We start from the raw sequence: 16,495 nt of genomic DNA, 5'->3' as shown, positions 1-16,495 counted from the left end.
ATGGACCCATGACGACCTCCACCGGCGACTACGCCGTCAGCAGGACCGACGAGGAGTGGCGGGAGATCCTCGACCCCGCCGAGTTCCAGGTGCTCCGCCTCGCGGGCACCGAGCGCCCGGGCACGGGCGAGCTGTTGCACGAGGACCGCGAGGGCATCTACTCGTGCCGCGCCTGCGGCGCCGAGCTCTTCCGCTCGGAGACCAAGTTCGACGCGCACTGCGGCTGGCCGTCCTTCTACGCCCCGCAGGACTCCGACGCCGTCGAGCTGATCGAGGACCGCACCCTCGGCATGGTCCGCACCGAGGTCCGGTGCCGGCGCTGCGGCTCGCACCTCGGGCACGTCTTCGACGACGCGCCGCAGACCCCCACCGGCGACCGCTTCTGCATGAACTCGGTCTCGCTGTCCTTCGCCCCCGCGGGCGACGCGCCCGGGGGCCCCGCCGGGTCCGAGCCCTCGGCCTGATGGCCGGCCGCCCGCTCCGGGTGGCCACGGTCAACCTCCAGCACGGCTCGCCGTCGCGCGGGGACGACCCGCGCCCGGACTCGCACCCGCGCCCGGACTCGCACCCGCGCCCGGAGTCGCACCCGCGCCCGGACTCGCACTCCCACCCGGGCCTGCCCGCCACGCACCGCGCGCTCGTCGCCGCGGGGCGGGCGCTCGCAGGCCTGGAGCTCGACGTCGTCGCGCTCCAGGAGGTCGACCGCGGCCAGCGGCGCTCCCGCTATGTCGACCAGGCGCGGGTCCTCGCGCGCCTGCTGCGGATGCCGTGGTGGCGCCTCGCCGCCGCCGAGGTCGGTCCGCGCGGCGGCCCGAGGTTCCGGCCCCCGTTCGCGCCGACGGCCTGGCGGCCGGCCTACGGGGTCGCGCTGCTGAGCCGGCTGCCCGTGCGGGCCTGGCACGCGTGGGGCTTCCCCGCCGACCTGCGGGTCCTGCGCAGCGCCCACCCGCTGGCCGTCGGCGGGCCCGTGCTGCGCCTCGGTCCGTTCGCCGTGCGTCGTGACGAGGCCCGGGTGGCGCTCGCCGCCGAGATCGACGCGCCGGGCGGGCCCCTCGCCGTCGCCGCCACGCACCTGAGCACCGACGGCGACGCCGCCCGCGCGCAGCTCCGTGCCGTCGCGGGCCGCCTGCGGACGCTCCCCGGCCCGCACGTCCTCGCCGGCGACCTCAACCTCGGCCCCGACGACGTCGCCGCAGTCACCGGCCTCTCGCCCCTCGGCGTCGGGTCGACGTTCCCGGCGCACGCCCCCCGGCGGCAGATCGACCACGTGCTCGGCGCCCTCGGCCCGCCCGGCGCCGCCGGCGCGACCACCACCGGCGAGACCCACCGGCTGCCGGTGTCCGACCACCTCGCGCTCGTCGCGACCGTCGTCGGCCCGCGCCGCGGCGGAGCGTCGTGACCGGCGTCGTCACCGGCTTCCTCGGCCTCGCGCTCATCGCCGCCGCGGGCTACGTGCTCGCGCGGATCGGCGTCGTCGGCAAGGGTGGGGCGGACACCCTGAGCACCGTGGTGTTCTACGTCGGCGTGCCCATGCTCATGCTCCGCACGGTCGCCGAGGCCGACGTCGCGCACGTCCTGTCCCTCGCCGCCGTCGTCACGATCGTCGCCGCCCTGCTCGTCGCGGCGCTCTACGCGATCCTCGCCCGCACGGTCCTGAGGATCGACGCCGCGGGCACCGTCGTCGGCGCGCTGAGCGCCTCCTACGTCAACGCCGGGAACATCGGGCTCCCGATCCTCGTCCTCGCCGTCGGCACCGCCGCGCCCGTCGTCCCCGCGATGATGCTCCAGCTCCTCGTCCTCGCGCCGCTGAGCTTCGCCCTGCTCGACCGCTTCACCGGGCGGACCGGCTCGGGCTGGCGACGCGTCCTCTCCCCGATCACGTCACCACCCGTGCTGGGCGTGCTCGCGGGGCTGACGCTCTCGCTGACCGGGATCACCCTGCCGGCCGCCGTCGGGCTGCCCGTCGGGATGCTCGCCGACATGACCGTGCCGATGCTCCTGCTCGCCTTCGGCATGTCCATCCACGGCGGGGGTGCCGGCCCGGACCGGGAGCCCGCGGCCGTGGTCTGGACCGCGATCGTCCTGCGCGTGGCCCTCGGCCCGCTGCTCGCCTGGACCATCGGGGGACCCGTCGTCGGGCTGGAGGGTGACGTGCTGCTGGGTGTCGTCGTGGTGGCCGCCCTGCCGACCGCCCAGAACGTGTTCGTCTACGCCATGCGGTACGGCACGCACGTGGATCTCGCCCGGCGCGCGGCCCTCGTCACCAGCGTGCTCAGCGTGCCGGTGGTCGTCGCGGCCACGGGCCTGCTCTCGTGACGGCCCGGGGAGGGGGCGCGACGTCGAACGGCACGCCCGGCGGCGGGCCGCCCGGACGTGGCCCGGGCCGGCTGGGCCGACTCGTCGGCTCCGTGCCGCCGCCCGTCTACTTCCTCACCGCGGGGACGTCGAGCTACGTGGGCTCGGGTCTCGCCGTCGGGCTGTTCGTCTCCTCGCCGGCCCTCGCCGTGGGCTGGGCGCGCATCCTGCTGGCGGCGATCATCCTCGTGGCGTGGCGGCGGCCCTGGCGCCGATGGCCCCGCGACCGGCCGTGGGTGGCGCTCGGCTGGACCGCGGCCTTCGGGGCGGCGCTCGGCGGCACGAACCTGCTGTTCTACGAGTCCATCGCCCGGCTGCCGCTCGGGACCGCCGTGTCGCTGGAGTACCTCGGCCCCGTGCTCCTCGCCGCGATCGGCGGCCGGGGCTGGCTCAACCGCGTGGCGGTCGTCCTCGCCTTCGCCGGCGTGGCGACGATCGGTGGCCTGGGCGTGGACCTCGCCGACACCGACCAGCTCGTCGGGACGATCTACGCGCTGCTGGCGGGTGCCACGTGGGCGACCTACATGTGGGTCGGACAGCGCCAGGCGGCGCGAGTGCCGGGGGCGGACACGCTCGCCGTCGGCCTGGCGATCGCGGCGCTGATGTACGCGCCGATCGGGATACCCGGCTCCGGGCCGCTGCTCGCGCCCGACCTCCTGCCGTTCGTCGTCGGGGTGGCGGTGCTGTCGTCCGTGGTGCCCTACGTCATCGACCAGCTGGCCTTCAGGCGGCTCACCGCGTCGATGTTCGCCCTGCTCAGCTCGCTGCTGCCGGTGACCTCGCTGATCGTCGGGCTCGTGGTGCTCGGCCAGGTGCCCAACGCCGCCGAGATCGCCGGGCTCGTCATGGTCTCGGTCGCCGTCGGGCTCGCGAGCCGGCCGAGTCCCGGGCGGCGGGCGAGCCGGCCGGCGCCGTAGTCGACACGCGGACAGGGGCCGGACGCCGTCGTGCACCGGGTCCTCCGGGGCTCAGTCCTCCTCGGCCGACCGGACCCGCTGCTCGAGTCCGGCGATGATGAGATCCAGGCCCAGGTCGTACTCGGACTCGACGCCTTCGTCGGTCTCGACCACGGGGACCTCGCTGATGACGTAGCTGCCCGACTGCATCACCGGCTCCAGGTGCGGGAACCGCTCGGGCGTGACGACCTCGGCGAGGGTCCGGGCCCCTTCGGCCGTCACCGCGACGTTCCCCGTGGCGGCCAGGTTCTGCTCCAGCTCGACGACCGAGGCGACGTGCTGGGAGATCACCAGGATGAGGCCGATCTTCTCGTCGGCCTCCAGCGGCAGGTCCTTCATCGCCGCCAGGCCGTGGTCGGCCGCGCGGATGCTGTTGGGCATGAGGACCGAGATCGGCCCGCGCGGGATCTCGAGCACCCAGGGGTGGTCCCGATAGGCGTGGCGCACCATGTCCGCCCAGTCGCGCAGGGCCTCCTGCCAGTCGGACGGAAGCTCGAGCGTCTCCGGCACGGAGAGCGCGGCGTCCTGCATCAGCCACAGCAGCTCCTCCTTGCCCGAGACGTACCGGTAGAGCGACATCGTGGTGAACCCCAGGGACCGGGTGACCGCCTGCATGGTGACCGCGGCGAGTCCCTCCGCATCGGCGATCTCGATGGCGGCCTCGACGATCCGCTCGTGGCTCAGGCCGCGGCTGGGCCCGCGCTGCGGGACCTCGTGCATGCCCCAGGCGATGGCCACGGCGCGCGGCAGCCCGGTCTCGGTGGCGTCGGTCATGCCGAGCATCCTCCCACCGGCGGAGGTGAAGCGGATCGCTCCGCGCGACATCTGTGTACGTCACAGACTGTGTATGGCACACTCAGTGCATGACATACACAGATGTGCCGCTCGTCGAGATCTCGGGTCTCTCGAAGAGCTATGGCAGGCACCAGGTCCTCAGCGACCTCGACCTGAGCCTTCCGCCCGGCATCCACGCGCTGCTGGGGCCCAACGGGGCGGGGAAGACCACCCTGGTCAACATCCTGTCCACCCTGGTCCCGGCCACCTCCGGCGAGGCGCGCGTGCTCGGCATGGACGTGCGTCGTGACCGGAAGCGGCTCCAGGGGCTGATCTCCCTGACCGGCCAGTACGCGGCCGTCGACGGTTCGCTGTCCGGCATGGAGAACATGCTGATGATGGGTGAGCTCTTCGGGCTCTCCCGCAAGGATGCGCGGCGTCGCGCCGACGAGCTGCTGGAGAGCTTCGACCTGACCGGGGCGAGCGGCCGGCGCACCTCGACCTACTCCGGCGGGATGCGGCGCAAGCTCGACATCGCGGTGAGCCTCATCGCCGGGCCGCAGCTGATCTTCCTCGACGAGCCCACCACGGGCCTCGACACCCGTAGCCGGCAGGCGCTCTGGGACGAGATCAACTCCCTGGCCGACGCCGGAACCTCCATCGTGCTGACCACCCAGTACCTGGAGGAGGCCGACGTGCTCGCCGACCGCATCATGGTGCTCAACGACGGCGGGATCGTCGCCGACGGCACCCCCTCCCAGCTCAAGGAACGCGTCGGTGGATCGACCATCCAGCTGCACGACGACGCCGGCCACATCGTGGAGACCCTGCCCACCGCGGGCTCCGCCGCCGACGTCGCGCGGGAGGTCGCCGAGGTCGCCCGCCGCCGACCCGACGTCGGCATCACCGTGCGCACCCCGACCATGGACGAGGTCTTCCTCGAGCTCACCGGGATCGCGACGCCCTCGACCACCGCGTCCCCCTCGACCGCCGCGACCCCCGCGACCACCACGAAGGAGGTCACCTCGTGACCACGACCGGCACCCTGCCCGCTACCGCGCACGCATCCCCGGAGGCCCTTGCAGGCCGGACCGTCACGCCGATGTCCGGCGCCGGGTTCCTCACCGCGCTCAAGGTCTTCTCCGTGCGGAGCCTCAAGCACTCCTTCCGCGACGCCGAGTCGCTCCTCATGGCCGTCATCCTGCCGATCATGCTCATGCTGATCTTCACCTACGTGATGGGTGGCGCGATGGACGTGAGCGGTGACGGCACCACCTCCAGCGACGCCTACCTCTCGTACGTGCTGCCGGCGATCGTCGTCACGGCCGCCGGGTTCGGGGCGTCCTACACGGCGGTGGTCGTCAGCAACGACATGACGACCGGATTCATGAACCGCCTGCGCACCATGCCCTTCCCGTCCGTCACCGTGCTGCTGGGGCACGCGGTGTCCTCCATGGTGCGCAACCTCCTGGCCACCGCGGTGGTCTTCGCCGTGGCGCTCGCGGTCGGCTTCCGTACCGACGCGTCGTTCCTCCAGCTGCTCGGCTCCGTCGGCCTGGTCGCCCTGTGGATCCTCGTCATCACCGTGGTCTTCGCGGTGCTCGGCATGGTCGCAGGCTCGGCCGAGTCCGCCAGCGGGTACGGGTTCATGCTGTTGTTCCTGCCGTACGTCTCCTCGGGCTTCGCGCCGGTGGAGTCGATGCCGAGCTGGCTGCAGGGCTTCGCTCAGCACCAGCCGATGACGCCCATCATCGACGCCTCCCGAGCCCTGCTCAACGGCCAGAACCCCGGGAACGAGTGGTGGATCGGCGTCCTGTGGTGCGCCGGGTTCGTGGCGCTCGCCGTCTGGATGGCCGCCGTGCTCTTCCCTCGTAAGGTGGCCCGATGATCCGCGAGGCGTGGGGCAGGTTCGTCGGTCCCGAGGCCACACGGCTCGACCACGCGCTGACGGCGACGACGACGGCGGGCGGCGCCCTGATGGCAGCCGCGGTGGCCCGGGGTCGGGGTGGCGGCCGAGCCGCCACCGCGGCGTCGGCCGTCCTGGCGGCCGATCTCGTCGGCGGGGCCTACGTCAACAACACCCTCGCCTGTTCTCGCTGGTACGCCCGGCCCGGACAGGGCGACCGTGAGCACCTGACGTTCGCGGCCTGGCACGTGCATCCCGCGCTCGTGGCGTGGTTGGACCGCGGGCGATCGGGGCCCGTCCCCGGGCCGCTGTGGGCCGCGCTGCACCACGGCTACCTCATGGGTGCCACCCTCGCGATCCGCAGGTTCCCCCGACGACGCCGCACCCTCGGCGTGGCGCTGACCGCCGGAGGACTCGCGCTCGACCAGGCGATCGGCCGGTCTCGGCTCGTCCCCTGGTTCGCGTGGACCTACTACCCCAAGCTGCTCATGGGGCACGCCGCGGCCGCGCTCTGGTCCGACCGCCGGCTGGCCGAGCCGCGGGTCGGCGTCAGCCCGGGGCGTCCGGGTCCGAGCCGGACGCGCGGATGAGCTCGGCGACGCCGTCGACGACGAGCGAGACCCCGAGGCGGAACGTGCGTCGCGGGTCGCGCGCGGCGTCGGCGGCAGTGCCGACGCTGGTGCCGACCCGCCCCGAGACGGGGTAGTCCTCGTCGGCCATGAGATGGTCGAGCGCCGGTGCCACGACGGCCCACCACTCGGCATCGGTCAGACCCGAGCTGCTGCGTGCGGCGTGGTCGGCGCGGAGGTGACGCGCGGCGCCCTCGACGATGTTGAGGAGCGCGGTGAGGCTCGACTCCATGTCCAGGTCGGACAGCCCGATCCCGTCGAGGACCCCCAGCTCCGCCTCGTACTTCCGGGAGGCGTTCGGTCCGAGCAGGCTCCTGGCCTCGTGCACGTCGAGCAACCACGGGTGGCGTTCGAGGAGCTGCCAGTTGCGCTCCGCCACCTCGCGCAGGCCCGTGCGCCAGTCATCGGCAGGCCGTGCGTGGTCGACGTCGCCGTACAGCTCGCCGTAGACGTCGTCGGTCATGAGTGCGGTGAGGTCCTCCTTGCCGGGGACGTGGTGGTACAGCGCCATGGTGCTCACCCCGAGCTCCTCGGCGACCTTCCTCATGGAGGTGGCCGCCAGGCCCTGGGCGTCGGCCAGCTGCACGCCCGCCCGCACGATGCGCCCCACCGAGAGCCCGGACCTGCCCTGCTCCGGGTGGTGCCCCCACAGCAGGTAGAGGCTGCGGACGACCTCGGGCGCCGACCTGCCAGTGGCCACGATCCTCCTGATCCGGACGGAGGCGTGCGATCGACCGCACGCCATGTGCGCATCGGGCAAGGCTAGCGTACGCTCAATTCGTACGCCGTACAGTACGGCGTCAGAAAAGGGAGGACGATGGTGCGCACAGACATGGCGATCGCCTTGACGGACGTCCGCAAGGCCTTCGGCGGAGCACGGGGCCCCGCGGTCCTCGACGGCCTGGACCTCGAGGTCGCGCGCGCGAGCGTCCACGGACTGCTCGGGCCGAACGGGGCGGGGAAGACGACGGCGGTGCGGATCATGACCACTCTCCTCGCGCCGGATGCCGGCCGGGTGGTGGTCGCCGGGCACGACGCCGTCCGGGACGCCGGCCGCGTGCGCGCCAGGATCGGACTCGTCGGACAGATCGCGGCGGTCGACGAAGCGCTGACCGGCCGTCAGAACCTGGTGATGTTCGCCCGGCTCAACCGGTACCGGCCCACGTCCGCGGCCCGCCGCGCGGGAGAGCTGCTGGACCGGTTCGGGCTCGCCGACGCAGCGGATCGGCAGGTGAAGAGCTACTCCGGTGGCATGCGGAGGCGCGTCGACCTGGCCGCCGGCCTCATCACCGCCCCGGACATCCTCTTCGTCGACGAGCCGACGACGGGCCTCGACCCCGGGGTCCGCCAGGACGTCTGGGAGGCGATCCGGGAGCTGGTGAGGGGCGGCACCACCGTCCTGCTGACGACCCAGTACCTCGAGGAGGCCGACCAGCTCGCCGACCGCATCTCGATGCTCGGACGAGGACGGGTGGCGGCGGAAGGCCGCCCGGCCGAGCTCAAGGCCAAGGTCGGTGACGACTGGCTCGAGATCACCCCCACGCACGACGGCGACCTGCTGCGACTCCGCGCGGAGCTGGCCCCATGGTCCAGCGGCGACATCACGGTCGACCACGGCCGGGTCCGGGTGCCGCTGGCCGACCGCACCGCCTCGTTGATCGGCGCGACCGCCGCCCTGCGCGACGCGAGCCTGTCCGTGTCCGACCTCTCCCTGCGCACCCCGAGCCTGGACGAGGTCTTCCTGCAGATCACCGGCCATACCGCGCTCGTTCCCATGAACCAGGCCGGCACCGCCGTCACCGAGGAGGCCACCCCGTGAGCACGACCACCGATCACCCGAGCGCGAGCAGGCTGACCACCGCTCCGGACGGTCCGACCACGCCCGTGGCCCGGGCGCTCGCCGACACCTGGACCATCACGCGTCGCGATCTCCAGCACTGGCGCCACATGATCGGCGCGAGAATATTCAACTGGCTCTGGCCGGTCCTCCTCATGTCGCTCTTCCTCGGGCTCATGGGAGGCGCGCTCGGCGACGCCCTGGGCGGCAGCTACATCGACTTCGTGATGCCCGGTGTGCTGGCGATGACCGTGTTCCTCGGGCTCGAAGGCACCATGACCGCGGTCTGCCAGGACTCCTCGCGCGGCATCACCGACCGCTTCCGGTCCCTGCCGATGAGCGGTATCGCCGTCGTCGGGGGGCGTTGCCTCGCGGACCTGCTGGACTCCCTGGTCTCGCTCGTCGTCGTCGTCGGAGCCGGCGTGGCCTTCGGATGGCGACCCGAGACCACCCTCATGGAGGCGCTCGCGGCCCTCGGTCTCCTGCTCCTGCTGCGGATCGCCATGCTCTGGGCCGGCATCTTCGTGGGCCTGAGGGCTGCCACCCCCGAGTCCCTCGCCCCGATCAACATGCTCGTCTGGCCGGTGCTGTTCTTCTCCAGCGTGTTCATCGCCACGTCGACCATGCCCGGGTGGTTGGCGACCATCGCCGACGCCAACCCCATCTCGGCCACGGCGACGACCGCGCGCGGACTGCTCGGCGCTCCTTCGGACAGCGGCGGTACCTGGTTCGCCGAGCATGCGTCGGTCCTGGCCGTCGTCTGGCCTGTGCTGCTCATCGCGATCTTTATGCCGATGGCCGTCTCGACGTACCGACACCTGCGGCGCTGAGACGCTCACCGGTCGGGCAGCGGTCCGATCGTTCCCTCGTGCGTGAGGCGGCCGACGGCTGCGGGTCCGCAGACCGCTCGACCCGGGTTCTCCCGGCGATCCCGAGAGGGTCAACCGTGACAGAACAGTGATCTTCGACGCGTGGGTCAGCGCGTGCAGTTGTGCACCATCGGTGCAAGAGTTGGACCGCTGTCACAGCAGGGGCCTCGCCCACCGACGGTCCCGGACAAGGAGGCACAGCATGTGGTCTTTCATCTCGCTCGTCGTCGTCGGCGCCATCATCGGTGCTCTCGCGCGCTTGTTCATGAAGGGTGACCAGAACCTGGGCATCCTGTGGACCATCATCCTCGGGGCGCTCGGCGCCCTCGGTGGTGGTTGGGTCGCGGACCAGCTCTTCGGCGGTTCGACGATCGTCACCTGGATCGTGGGCATCGTGCTCGCGATCATTCTCATCACGATCTTCATCGCGGTCCGTGGCCGCGGGGCCCGCGCAGCGCGCTGACCCACGGGGCGAACGCACCGGGTGCCGTCAGGTGCCCGACACGCTCGGGCGCTCAGCCGCCCGACCAGCACGGCCCGGAGGGGCCGGCCACCGAACTGCAGGTGGCCGGCCCCTCCGGTCTGTCCGGCCCCTCCAGACTCTCCGGGTCGTCGACCGCGCCGGAGCGCCCCGGCGGACTCAGTGGTTCCGGAGCATGTCGACGAGCTCGTCCTTCTTCTTGTCCGAGTAGCCGGTGATGCCGAGCTCCTTGGCGCGGTCCTTCAGCTCGTCGACGGTCCAGTCGTCGTAGCTGCCGGCCTCGCCGCCGCGCGCCCCGACCCTCTTCCTGCCCTCGTTGGCCGCGGCGTTGGAGATGCGGGCGGCCTTCTCCTTCGACGCCCCGTCGTCGCGGAGCTCCTCGTACATCTCGGGGTTCTTGATGCTCGGCGGGGTGTCCTTCTGGGGCATGGTGCCGTCTCCTCTTCTCGATGACTCGTCAGGCGTCCTGCGCGTGGACCGTGCGCTCGCCCCGGCCGCGCGCACCGGGAGCCGTGCCCCGCCGACGCTGCCCGCTCCGTCCGGGAGCGGGGCGATGGCCGCCAGCGGATCCTGCGTCCCGCGCATCCGCGCGAGCACCTCGTCGATCGTCAGCTGGCGCAGGTCCGGATCGTCGAGCTCGTACCACACGCGTGGCACCGCCACGGTCGGCAGTCCCCGGCCGCGCGGGGAGTAGGGCGCGACGGTCGTGCGCGCGGCACGGTTCTGGCTCCAGTCGATGAGCACCCGCCCGCGGCGTACGTCCCGACGGATCGTCGAGACCACGAGCTCGGGACGTTCGCCCTCCAGGGCCTGGGCCAGGTCCTCCATGGTCTCGGCGACGTCGTCGCCCGTGACGTGGCCGTCGAGCCCCGCATACAGGTGCAGTCCCTTGCTCCCGCTGGTGACCGGGACCGAGGTCAGGCCCCTCTCCTCAAGCTCGGGGCGGAGCAGGCGGGCGACCTCGACACACTCGGCCAGACCCGCGCCCTCGCCGGGGTCCAGGTCGAGCACGAGGCGGTCGGGAGCGAGCTCCTCCTTCTCGCCGGGGCCGAACCGCCACTGGGGCACGTGGATCTCGAGCGTGCCCATCTGGACGAACCACGCGAGCGTCGCGGCGTCGTCGGCGAGGGGGTAGGTGTTGACGTGGTCGGCGTGCTGCTGGTCGCGCCTGGCGACCCAGTCCGGCGCGTGCCCCTCGAGGTCCTTGGCGAAGAACGACTGACCGGGTTCCGCCGTCGTCCCGACCCCGTCGGGCCACCGCTTCCGTGTGGCGGGCCGACCGCCGGCGTGCCGACCGATCAGCTCCGCCATGGCGACCACGTAGTCCACGAGGTCACGCTTCGTCGTCCCCGTCTCGGGGTACATCACCTTGTCGGGGTGCGACAGGCGGACCTCCCGTCCGTCGATCCGGACGGCCTCGCGGTCCTTCGAGCGAGCCATGGTGCGCGTGCTGGGCGTCCGGGATCAGGCGCTGTCGGTGAGGTCGGCGGCGGTGACCTGGCGGGCGCAGTGGCTGCAGCAGTACGAGGTGCCGTCGACGTCGACGCCGTGGCCGATGATCCGGCACCCGCAGTGGGCGCAGGTCGGCGCCACCGCATGGATGGCGCACTCGAACGAGTCGAAGTCCGCGGACCGCCCGTCGTGGGTGGTGATCCGGAAGCTCTTGTCGTAGCTGTTCCCGCACATCGAGCAGATGGCCATGTCCGTCCCTCTCCCGTCGTGTCCTGCCGGAGGTCGTGCCTACGGTGCCCGTACCCACCCGTTCGAACGGTAAACCTGTGGGATGGATCCCGGGGGGCCGACGCCGGCGCGCCGTCGGGTCGCGCGACGGCCCGTCGGCGGGGGGCGCACCGTGCCCTCGTCAGGTGCGGGGGTCGAGGACGACCTTGATGCAGCCGTCCTCCTTCTTCTGGAACATCTCGTAGGCGGCCGGCGCCTCCTCGAGGTCCAGCCGGTGCGTGCGCAGGTCGAGGGCGCCGAGCGGATCCTCGCGATCCATGACGAGAGGCAGCAGGTCCTCGACCCAGCGGTGGACGTTCGCCTGCCCCATGCGCAGCGTGAGGTGCTTGTCGAACATCTCCAGCAGGGGGAGCGGATCCTTCGCGCCGCCGTACACGCCGGAGATCGACACCGTCCCGCCGCGGCGCACCGAGCTGATCGCGGTACGGAGCGCCGCGAGCCGGTCGATGCCGGCGTGCGTCATCATCGGACCGGCCACGTCGTCCGGCAGCTTCGCCATCACCCGGTGGGCCGCCCCGGCGAGAGGGGAGCCGTGCGCCTCCATCCCCACGGCGTCGATCACCGCGTCCGGCCCGCGTCCGTCGGTGAGGTCGCGGATCCGCTCCGGCACGTCGTCCGCCTCCCGCGAGTCGAGGACCTGTACGTCGTGGCGCGCCGCCATCGCGAGGCGCTCGGGCACCCGGTCGACCCCGATGACCTGCCCGGCGCCCAAGAACCGGGCGACGCGGGCCGCCATCTGGCCGACCGGCCCCAGGCCGAGCACGGCCACAGAGGAGCCGGGCTCGACGTCGGCGTAGCGGACGCCCTGCCACGCGGTGGGCAGGACGTCGGACAGGTAGAGGTACCGCTCGTCCGGCTCGTCGTCGTCCGGCACCGTGATGAGGCCGGCCTGCGCGTGGGGCACCCGCAGGTACTGCGCCTGGCCGCCGGGCACCTGCCCGTAGAGCTTCGTGTAGCCGAACAGCGCCGCCCCGGACCCGTACTCGCGCACCTGGGTCGTCTCGCACTGGCTGTGCAGCCCGCGGGAGCACATCCGGCAGACGCCGCAGGCGATGGGGAACGGGACGACCACCCGGTCGCCCACCGAGACGTCGGTGACGTCGGCACCGACCTCACGCACGACTCCCATCGTCTCGTGACCGAGAACGTCCCCGGGGTCGATGAAGGCTCCCAGGACGCTGTAGAGGTGGAGGTCGGAGCCGCACACGGCGGTCGACGTCACCTCGATGATCGCGTCGGTCGGCTCGAGGATCTTCGGGTCGGGGACATCGTCGACGCGGACGTTCTCGGGTCCCTGCCAGGTCAGTGCGCGCATGCGGGCCTCCTCCTCGTCGGTGCACCGCCGTCGACGGCACTGGCGGTCGTGTACCCGGAGACGGGCGGAGCATGCACGGGCCGGCGGCCCGCCGCGAGCGAACCTGCGTGACGCCGTGCAGGTGCCGGCCCCCGGCCGCGGGTCAACCGGCCCTGCGCTCCGCTTGGTACGCGGCCGCACGATCGTCCGCGCTCATGCCGCCCCAGACGCCGTAGGGCTCGCGGACGGTGAGGGCGTGCTCGCGGCACGCCTCCAGCACGGGACAGGTCCGGCACACGGCCTTGGCAGCCGCGTCGCGGCGCTGGCGGACGCCGCCTCGTTCGCCTTCGGGGTGGAAGAAGTCGTCCGGGTCGTACGCGCGGCACGCACCCTCGAACTGCCAGCTCCATTCCTCGAGCAGCGGGCGGGGAAGACGGGACAGCTCAGACATCGGTAGCTCCTCAGCATCGGGCACGTCAGCCGCGTTCAGGCGGCGTGCGTGCTGGGCGTGGCGGTGGTGGCGCTCGTCGGCGGCGCCGGGCTCCGGCGGGACGTCCCGCCGGGCGTGCCTGCAGCGAGCTGCAGCGTGGCGATCACCCGGCCGAGGCGGCGCGAGACCTGCATCTGGCTGATACCGAGCTCGTCGGCGATGTCCTGCTGGGTGCGGTCCTCGACGAACCGCATGTGCAGGAGGGCGCGGTCGGCCCCGCGCAGGAGACGGCGCAGCGGCCGCAGGCTCGCCAGGTCGTCGATCCGCTCGAACGTGCCGTCGTCGTCCGCGGGAAGCCTCTCGGCCAGCGGTCGTTCGTCCGGCCCCACGCGGGCATCGATCGACTCCGGCGTGTAGCAGCCGACGGCGGCCCGCGCCTCGCGGATGTCCGCCAGGTCCCGGCCCAGCTCGTGGGCGACGTCGGCGTCGGACGGCGGGCTGCCGTCCCGCTGCACGTGCTCGTCGGCGAGGCGCCGGATCTCGAGCTGCAGCTCCTGCACCGCCCGAGGCGGCCGCACCATCCATCCGCCGTCCCGGAAGTGGCGCTTGAGCTCGCCGAGGATGGTGGCGGTGGCGTACGGCGCCAGGGCGCCCCGGGTCGGGTCGTGGCCCCTGGCGGCCTTGACCAGTCCCAGGTAGGCCACCTGCTCGAGGTCCTCGACCTCGGAGCCCCGTCCGCGGAAGCGGCGGGCGAGCGCCCGGGCGAGCCCGAGATGCTCGGTCACTGTGTCGTCATCGACTGCGTCGTGCGCAGTCGTCGGTCGTACGTTCACGGAAGTCCTCCGAGATGAACGTGCGCGTCCTGGCGGCTGCGTCACCAGATCTTCACCCAATCCCAGGGCGGGACTCCTGTCAATCGGCCGGGCCTGTCGCCGGTGCCGGCACCGGCGCCTGGACCGCCGCGTGGACGGCGGGCCGGCCGCCGGGCGGTCCGCGGGTTTCGGCTCGTGCGCGTCGGGTACCTGCCCGGTGCGCCCGTACGGGCCACGACAGCACCACGACCCCGGGGGAGCACCGCATGAGGGCCGACACCCGCCGCATTACCGACCAGCTGCCCGAGTTCGGAAGGAGCACGCCGCTGGGGCGCGCCGGCCAGCCGACCGAGGTGGCCCCGGCCTTCGTCCTCCTGGCGTCCTCCGAGTCGAGCTACGTCGTCGGCGAGACGCTGGGCGTCACCGGAGGGATGATCGGCCCGTGACGGCGCTCGTCACGCCGAGCGCCCGGGACACGGCGCGCGCCGCGGTGCTGGAGTCCCTCAGGCCCTGGCCGACCACCCTGGCCGCCGTCCTGTGCGACTCCACGCGCGAGATTGAATTTCGCGCCCGGACCGTGCCGGCGGGCGCAGGGTGCGGCATCGTCTCCACCTACCTCCACCGAGATCCCAGGCGGCTGACCCGGACGCCGCGGACCAGCGACGGCATCGGGGCGCACGACCCGGCACGACGAGACACGACTCGAGAGGTGGCAGGCCATGTCTGACCGGAGGAACGACGAGCGGGACGGAGCCTCGTGAGGGTCGCCGTCGTCGGCGCGTCCGGGAACGCCGGCACCGCGGTCCTGCGTGCGCTGGCCGCGTCCCCGCGGGTGGACGAGATCGTCGGGGTGTCGCGGCGCCTGCCGGACACGTCGGCCCAGCCGTACGCGTCGGCCACCTGGCACCGCCTCGACCTTGCGGTGCCGGCCCGCGAGCCCGCGCACGAGGACGCCGTGATCGACCGGCTCGCGCGGGCGCTGCGCGGAGCGGACGCCGTCGTGCACCTCGCCTGGCTCATCCAGCCCAACCGGGAGCGCGACCTCCTGCGGCGCGCCAACGTCGGCGGCACCGCGCGAGTCGCGGAGGCGGTCGTCCGGGCGGGCGTGCCGCACCTCGTCGTCGCCTCCTCGGTGGGGGCCTACTCCCCGGTCGACGACGACGAGCCGCGCGACGAGTCCTGGCCGACCGAGGGCATCCGGACCTCGCACTACTCGGTCGACAAGGCCGCCCAGGAGCGCGTGCTCGACGAGTACGCACGTCGGCACCCGGACCTGACGATCGCCCGGCTGCGACCGGCGCTGCTCCTCGGCGGCGAGCCGGCCTCCGAGATCCGGCGCTACTTCCTCGGACCGTTCGTCCCGCCCGGCATGCTCCGGCCCGGGCGGCTCCCGCTCGTGCCGCTACCCGCCGGCCTGCGCCTGCAGGTGGTCCACCCGGAGGACGCCGCCGACGCCTACGTGCGGGTCGTCCTCGACCGGGCCTCGGGCGCCTTCAACATCGCCGCGGAGCCGGTGCTCACCGGCGCGGACCTCGCGGGCGTCCTCGACCACGGTCGGGTCCTCACCGTGCCGCGCGGCCTGCTGCGACGAGTGCTCTCCCTCGCGTGGGAGGTCCGCGCATCGGCGGCCGACGCCGGGTGGCTCGACATGGGCATGGCCGTGCCGGTCATGGACCCGTCACGCCTGTGCACCGAGCTCGGCTGGCGGCCCCGGCACGACGCGGCGGAGGCCCTGCGGGGACTGCTCGGCGGCATGGCCGACGGCGTCGGGGCACCGAGCCCGCCCGTGCGACCCGCGCGCCGCTGGCCGACCGACGCCGTCCCGCCCGGGAGCGCGCTGCGGTTCCACGCGCAGGGTGCCGACGAGGAGCCCACCGCCCACCGGGTGCCGTCCACCCTCGACCGGGAGCTGCTCGGCCTCTACCTCACCGGCGCGACCGCGGGCACCGGACGGGCGCGCCGCATGGCGGACGCCTACGCCGGGACCGACCTGGGGCCCGAGCTGGCGACCCTGGCGGAGCAGATCGAGTCCGAGCGCCTGCTCCTCACCGATCTCCTGCGCACGCTCGACCTCCGACCGCGTGCGCACCGCCAGGTGACGGCGACCGTGGCAGAGCGGATCGGCCGGCTCAAGCTCAACGGTCGTCTCACGGACTCGCCCATGACGCCGGTGCTGGAGACCGAGCTCATGCGCAGCGCCGTCGTTGGCAAGCTCGGGGTCTGGGAGGTGCTCGCCCGGCTCGCGGGCGAGCTCGGACTGCCCGAGCCGATGTTCGAGGTGCTCGCCGGGCGTGCGCGGGAGCAGATCGAGCTCCTCGGGCGGCTCCACCACGTGGTCACCGACGAGGCGTTCGTGTCGGCGAGGCAGCGGGGCGGGACGCAGCGGTCGCGCGGTGCTCCTCGCGGATGACC

At 73.1% G+C, this 16,495-nt stretch carries 19 protein-coding genes and 1 pseudogene; 13 read left to right on the top strand and 7 right to left on the bottom strand.

The annotated features are described in order from the left end of the window. Positions 1 to 8: 8 nt before the first annotated feature. Genes msrB through AC24HA_RS15380 form a run of 4 tightly spaced genes read left to right on the top strand, consistent with a single transcriptional unit; the run spans position 9 to position 3,272 of the window. Positions 9 to 464, top strand: coding sequence for a peptide-methionine (R)-S-oxide reductase MsrB (gene msrB / locus AC24HA_RS15395; RefSeq protein ID WP_425707720.1), 456 nt, complete (start codon positions 9 to 11; stop codon positions 462 to 464). Next, on the top strand, positions 464 to 1,399 hold the full coding sequence (locus AC24HA_RS15390) for an endonuclease/exonuclease/phosphatase family protein (RefSeq protein WP_425707721.1): 936 nt from the start codon (positions 464 to 466) through the stop codon (positions 1,397 to 1,399). Before msrB ends, AC24HA_RS15390 begins: the two co-directional genes overlap by 1 nt. After that, entirely contained in the window at positions 1,396 to 2,316 is a 921-nt protein-coding gene (locus AC24HA_RS15385; protein WP_425707722.1) for an AEC family transporter, read from the top strand. The genes AC24HA_RS15390 and AC24HA_RS15385 overlap by 4 nt, the downstream gene beginning before the upstream one ends. Continuing rightward, positions 2,313 to 3,272, top strand: coding sequence for an EamA family transporter (locus AC24HA_RS15380; protein WP_425707723.1), 960 nt, complete (start codon positions 2,313 to 2,315; stop codon positions 3,270 to 3,272). Before AC24HA_RS15385 ends, AC24HA_RS15380 begins: the two co-directional genes overlap by 4 nt. 51 nt (positions 3,273 to 3,323) lie before the next feature. Here AC24HA_RS15380 and AC24HA_RS15375 read toward each other — a convergent pair whose 3' ends face one another. After that, on the bottom strand, positions 3,324 to 4,085 hold the full coding sequence (locus AC24HA_RS15375) for a TetR/AcrR family transcriptional regulator (protein WP_425707724.1): 762 nt from the start codon (positions 4,083 to 4,085) through the stop codon (positions 3,324 to 3,326). A gap of 89 nt (positions 4,086 to 4,174) precedes the next feature. On the opposite strand from AC24HA_RS15375, the gene AC24HA_RS15370 reads away from it, so the two are divergent. Genes AC24HA_RS15370 through AC24HA_RS15360 form a run of 3 tightly spaced genes read left to right on the top strand, consistent with a single transcriptional unit; the run spans position 4,175 to position 6,581 of the window. Further along, positions 4,175 to 5,116 (top strand): ABC transporter ATP-binding protein, encoded by a 942-nt coding sequence (locus tag AC24HA_RS15370; RefSeq protein WP_425707725.1) that lies wholly within the window; start codon positions 4,175 to 4,177, stop codon positions 5,114 to 5,116. Further along, positions 5,113 to 5,973: an ABC transporter permease gene (locus tag AC24HA_RS15365; RefSeq protein ID WP_425707726.1), complete on the top strand. Its 861-nt coding sequence runs from the start codon at positions 5,113 to 5,115 to the stop codon at positions 5,971 to 5,973. The genes AC24HA_RS15370 and AC24HA_RS15365 overlap by 4 nt, the downstream gene beginning before the upstream one ends. After that, positions 5,970 to 6,581 carry a hypothetical protein gene (locus AC24HA_RS15360; protein ID WP_425707727.1) on the top strand — a complete coding sequence of 204 codons (612 nt, stop codon included), beginning with the start codon at positions 5,970 to 5,972 and terminating at the stop codon, positions 6,579 to 6,581. The genes AC24HA_RS15365 and AC24HA_RS15360 overlap by 4 nt, the downstream gene beginning before the upstream one ends. On the opposite strand, the gene AC24HA_RS15355 is transcribed toward AC24HA_RS15360, so the two are convergent. Beyond that, the gene (locus AC24HA_RS15355) at positions 6,541 to 7,320 is read right to left on the bottom strand and encodes a TetR/AcrR family transcriptional regulator (RefSeq protein ID WP_425707728.1); all 780 of its coding nucleotides are present in this window, start codon (positions 7,318 to 7,320) and stop codon (positions 6,541 to 6,543) included. The genes AC24HA_RS15360 and AC24HA_RS15355 overlap by 41 nt on opposite strands. 117 nt (positions 7,321 to 7,437) lie before the next feature. On the opposite strand from AC24HA_RS15355, the gene AC24HA_RS15350 reads away from it, so the two are divergent. The 3 genes from AC24HA_RS15350 to AC24HA_RS15340 all read left to right on the top strand — a co-directional run bounded on the left by AC24HA_RS15350 (position 7,438) and on the right by AC24HA_RS15340 (position 9,789). Then, complete coding sequence (locus AC24HA_RS15350; RefSeq protein ID WP_425707729.1) at positions 7,438 to 8,439, top strand: ATP-binding cassette domain-containing protein; 1,002 nt, start codon at positions 7,438 to 7,440, stop codon at positions 8,437 to 8,439. After that, the gene (locus AC24HA_RS15345; protein WP_425707730.1) at positions 8,436 to 9,287 is read left to right on the top strand and encodes an ABC transporter permease; all 852 of its coding nucleotides are present in this window, start codon (positions 8,436 to 8,438) and stop codon (positions 9,285 to 9,287) included. The genes AC24HA_RS15350 and AC24HA_RS15345 overlap by 4 nt, the downstream gene beginning before the upstream one ends. A 241-nt stretch (positions 9,288 to 9,528) precedes the next feature. Next, positions 9,529 to 9,789 (top strand): GlsB/YeaQ/YmgE family stress response membrane protein, encoded by a 261-nt coding sequence (locus AC24HA_RS15340; protein ID WP_425707731.1) that lies wholly within the window; start codon positions 9,529 to 9,531, stop codon positions 9,787 to 9,789. Positions 9,790 to 9,966: 177 nt separating this feature from the next. Here AC24HA_RS15340 and ligD read toward each other — a convergent pair whose 3' ends face one another. From ligD to AC24HA_RS15315, 5 genes are all read right to left on the bottom strand, one after another. Continuing rightward, a complete protein-coding gene (gene ligD, locus AC24HA_RS15335) occupies positions 9,967 to 11,247 on the bottom strand; it encodes a non-homologous end-joining DNA ligase (RefSeq protein ID WP_425707732.1) in 1,281 nt (426 codons plus the stop codon). A 24-nt stretch (positions 11,248 to 11,271) separates the two neighbouring features. Then, positions 11,272 to 11,508, bottom strand: coding sequence for a hypothetical protein (locus tag AC24HA_RS15330; protein ID WP_425707733.1), 237 nt, complete (start codon positions 11,506 to 11,508; stop codon positions 11,272 to 11,274). A 160-nt stretch (positions 11,509 to 11,668) separates the two neighbouring features. Then, positions 11,669 to 12,862 carry a zinc-dependent alcohol dehydrogenase gene (locus AC24HA_RS15325; RefSeq protein ID WP_425707734.1) on the bottom strand — a complete coding sequence of 398 codons (1,194 nt, stop codon included), beginning with the start codon at positions 12,860 to 12,862 and terminating at the stop codon, positions 11,669 to 11,671. Between the two features lie 142 nt (positions 12,863 to 13,004). After that, positions 13,005 to 13,292 (bottom strand): WhiB family transcriptional regulator, encoded by a 288-nt coding sequence (locus tag AC24HA_RS15320; RefSeq protein WP_425707735.1) that lies wholly within the window; start codon positions 13,290 to 13,292, stop codon positions 13,005 to 13,007. Positions 13,293 to 13,327: 35 nt separating this feature from the next. Then, on the bottom strand, positions 13,328 to 14,056 hold the full coding sequence (locus AC24HA_RS15315; RefSeq protein WP_425707736.1) for a sigma-70 family RNA polymerase sigma factor: 729 nt from the start codon (positions 14,054 to 14,056) through the stop codon (positions 13,328 to 13,330). Between the two features lie 320 nt (positions 14,057 to 14,376). Between AC24HA_RS15315 and AC24HA_RS15310 the strand changes: the two are divergent. The 3 genes and pseudogenes from AC24HA_RS15310 to AC24HA_RS15300 form a co-directional block, all read left to right on the top strand. Next, positions 14,377 to 14,529: pseudogene (locus tag AC24HA_RS15310) on the top strand (SDR family oxidoreductase); the annotation flags it as partial. Next, entirely contained in the window at positions 14,526 to 14,810 is a 285-nt protein-coding gene (locus AC24HA_RS15305) for a hypothetical protein (RefSeq protein WP_425707737.1), read from the top strand. The pseudogene AC24HA_RS15310 and the gene AC24HA_RS15305, both read left to right, overlap by 4 nt. 30 nt (positions 14,811 to 14,840) lie before the next feature. After that, positions 14,841 to 16,493 (top strand): NAD-dependent epimerase/dehydratase family protein, encoded by a 1,653-nt coding sequence (locus AC24HA_RS15300; RefSeq protein WP_425707738.1) that lies wholly within the window; start codon positions 14,841 to 14,843, stop codon positions 16,491 to 16,493. Positions 16,494 to 16,495 lie beyond the last annotated feature (2 nt).

The sequence above is a fragment of the Georgenia sp. Z1491 genome (assembly GCF_057652395.1).
This window is presented reverse-complemented; position numbering and strand designations above follow the sequence as displayed.

What these genes read in the sequence shown, in the direction of transcription:
- msrB (WP_425707720.1), top strand. Translation starts at nt 9, where the DNA reads ATGACGACCTCCACCGGCGACTACGCCGTCAGCAGGACCGACGAGGAG.
- AC24HA_RS15390 (WP_425707721.1), top strand. Translation starts at nt 464, where the DNA reads ATGGCCGGCCGCCCGCTCCGGGTGGCCACGGTCAACCTCCAGCACGGC.
- AC24HA_RS15375 (WP_425707724.1), bottom strand. Translation starts at nt 4,085, where the DNA reads ATGACCGACGCCACCGAGACCGGGCTGCCGCGCGCCGTGGCCATCGCC.
- AC24HA_RS15370 (WP_425707725.1), top strand. Translation starts at nt 4,175, where the DNA reads ATGACATACACAGATGTGCCGCTCGTCGAGATCTCGGGTCTCTCGAAG.
- AC24HA_RS15360 (WP_425707727.1), top strand. Translation starts at nt 5,970, where the DNA reads ATGATCCGCGAGGCGTGGGGCAGGTTCGTCGGTCCCGAGGCCACACGG.
- AC24HA_RS15350 (WP_425707729.1), top strand. Translation starts at nt 7,438, where the DNA reads ATGGTGCGCACAGACATGGCGATCGCCTTGACGGACGTCCGCAAGGCC.
- AC24HA_RS15340 (WP_425707731.1), top strand. Translation starts at nt 9,529, where the DNA reads ATGTGGTCTTTCATCTCGCTCGTCGTCGTCGGCGCCATCATCGGTGCT.
- ligD (WP_425707732.1), bottom strand. Translation starts at nt 11,247, where the DNA reads ATGGCTCGCTCGAAGGACCGCGAGGCCGTCCGGATCGACGGACGGGAG.
- AC24HA_RS15330 (WP_425707733.1), bottom strand. Translation starts at nt 11,508, where the DNA reads ATGGCCATCTGCTCGATGTGCGGGAACAGCTACGACAAGAGCTTCCGG.
- AC24HA_RS15325 (WP_425707734.1), bottom strand. Translation starts at nt 12,862, where the DNA reads ATGCGCGCACTGACCTGGCAGGGACCCGAGAACGTCCGCGTCGACGAT.
- AC24HA_RS15320 (WP_425707735.1), bottom strand. Translation starts at nt 13,292, where the DNA reads ATGTCTGAGCTGTCCCGTCTTCCCCGCCCGCTGCTCGAGGAATGGAGC.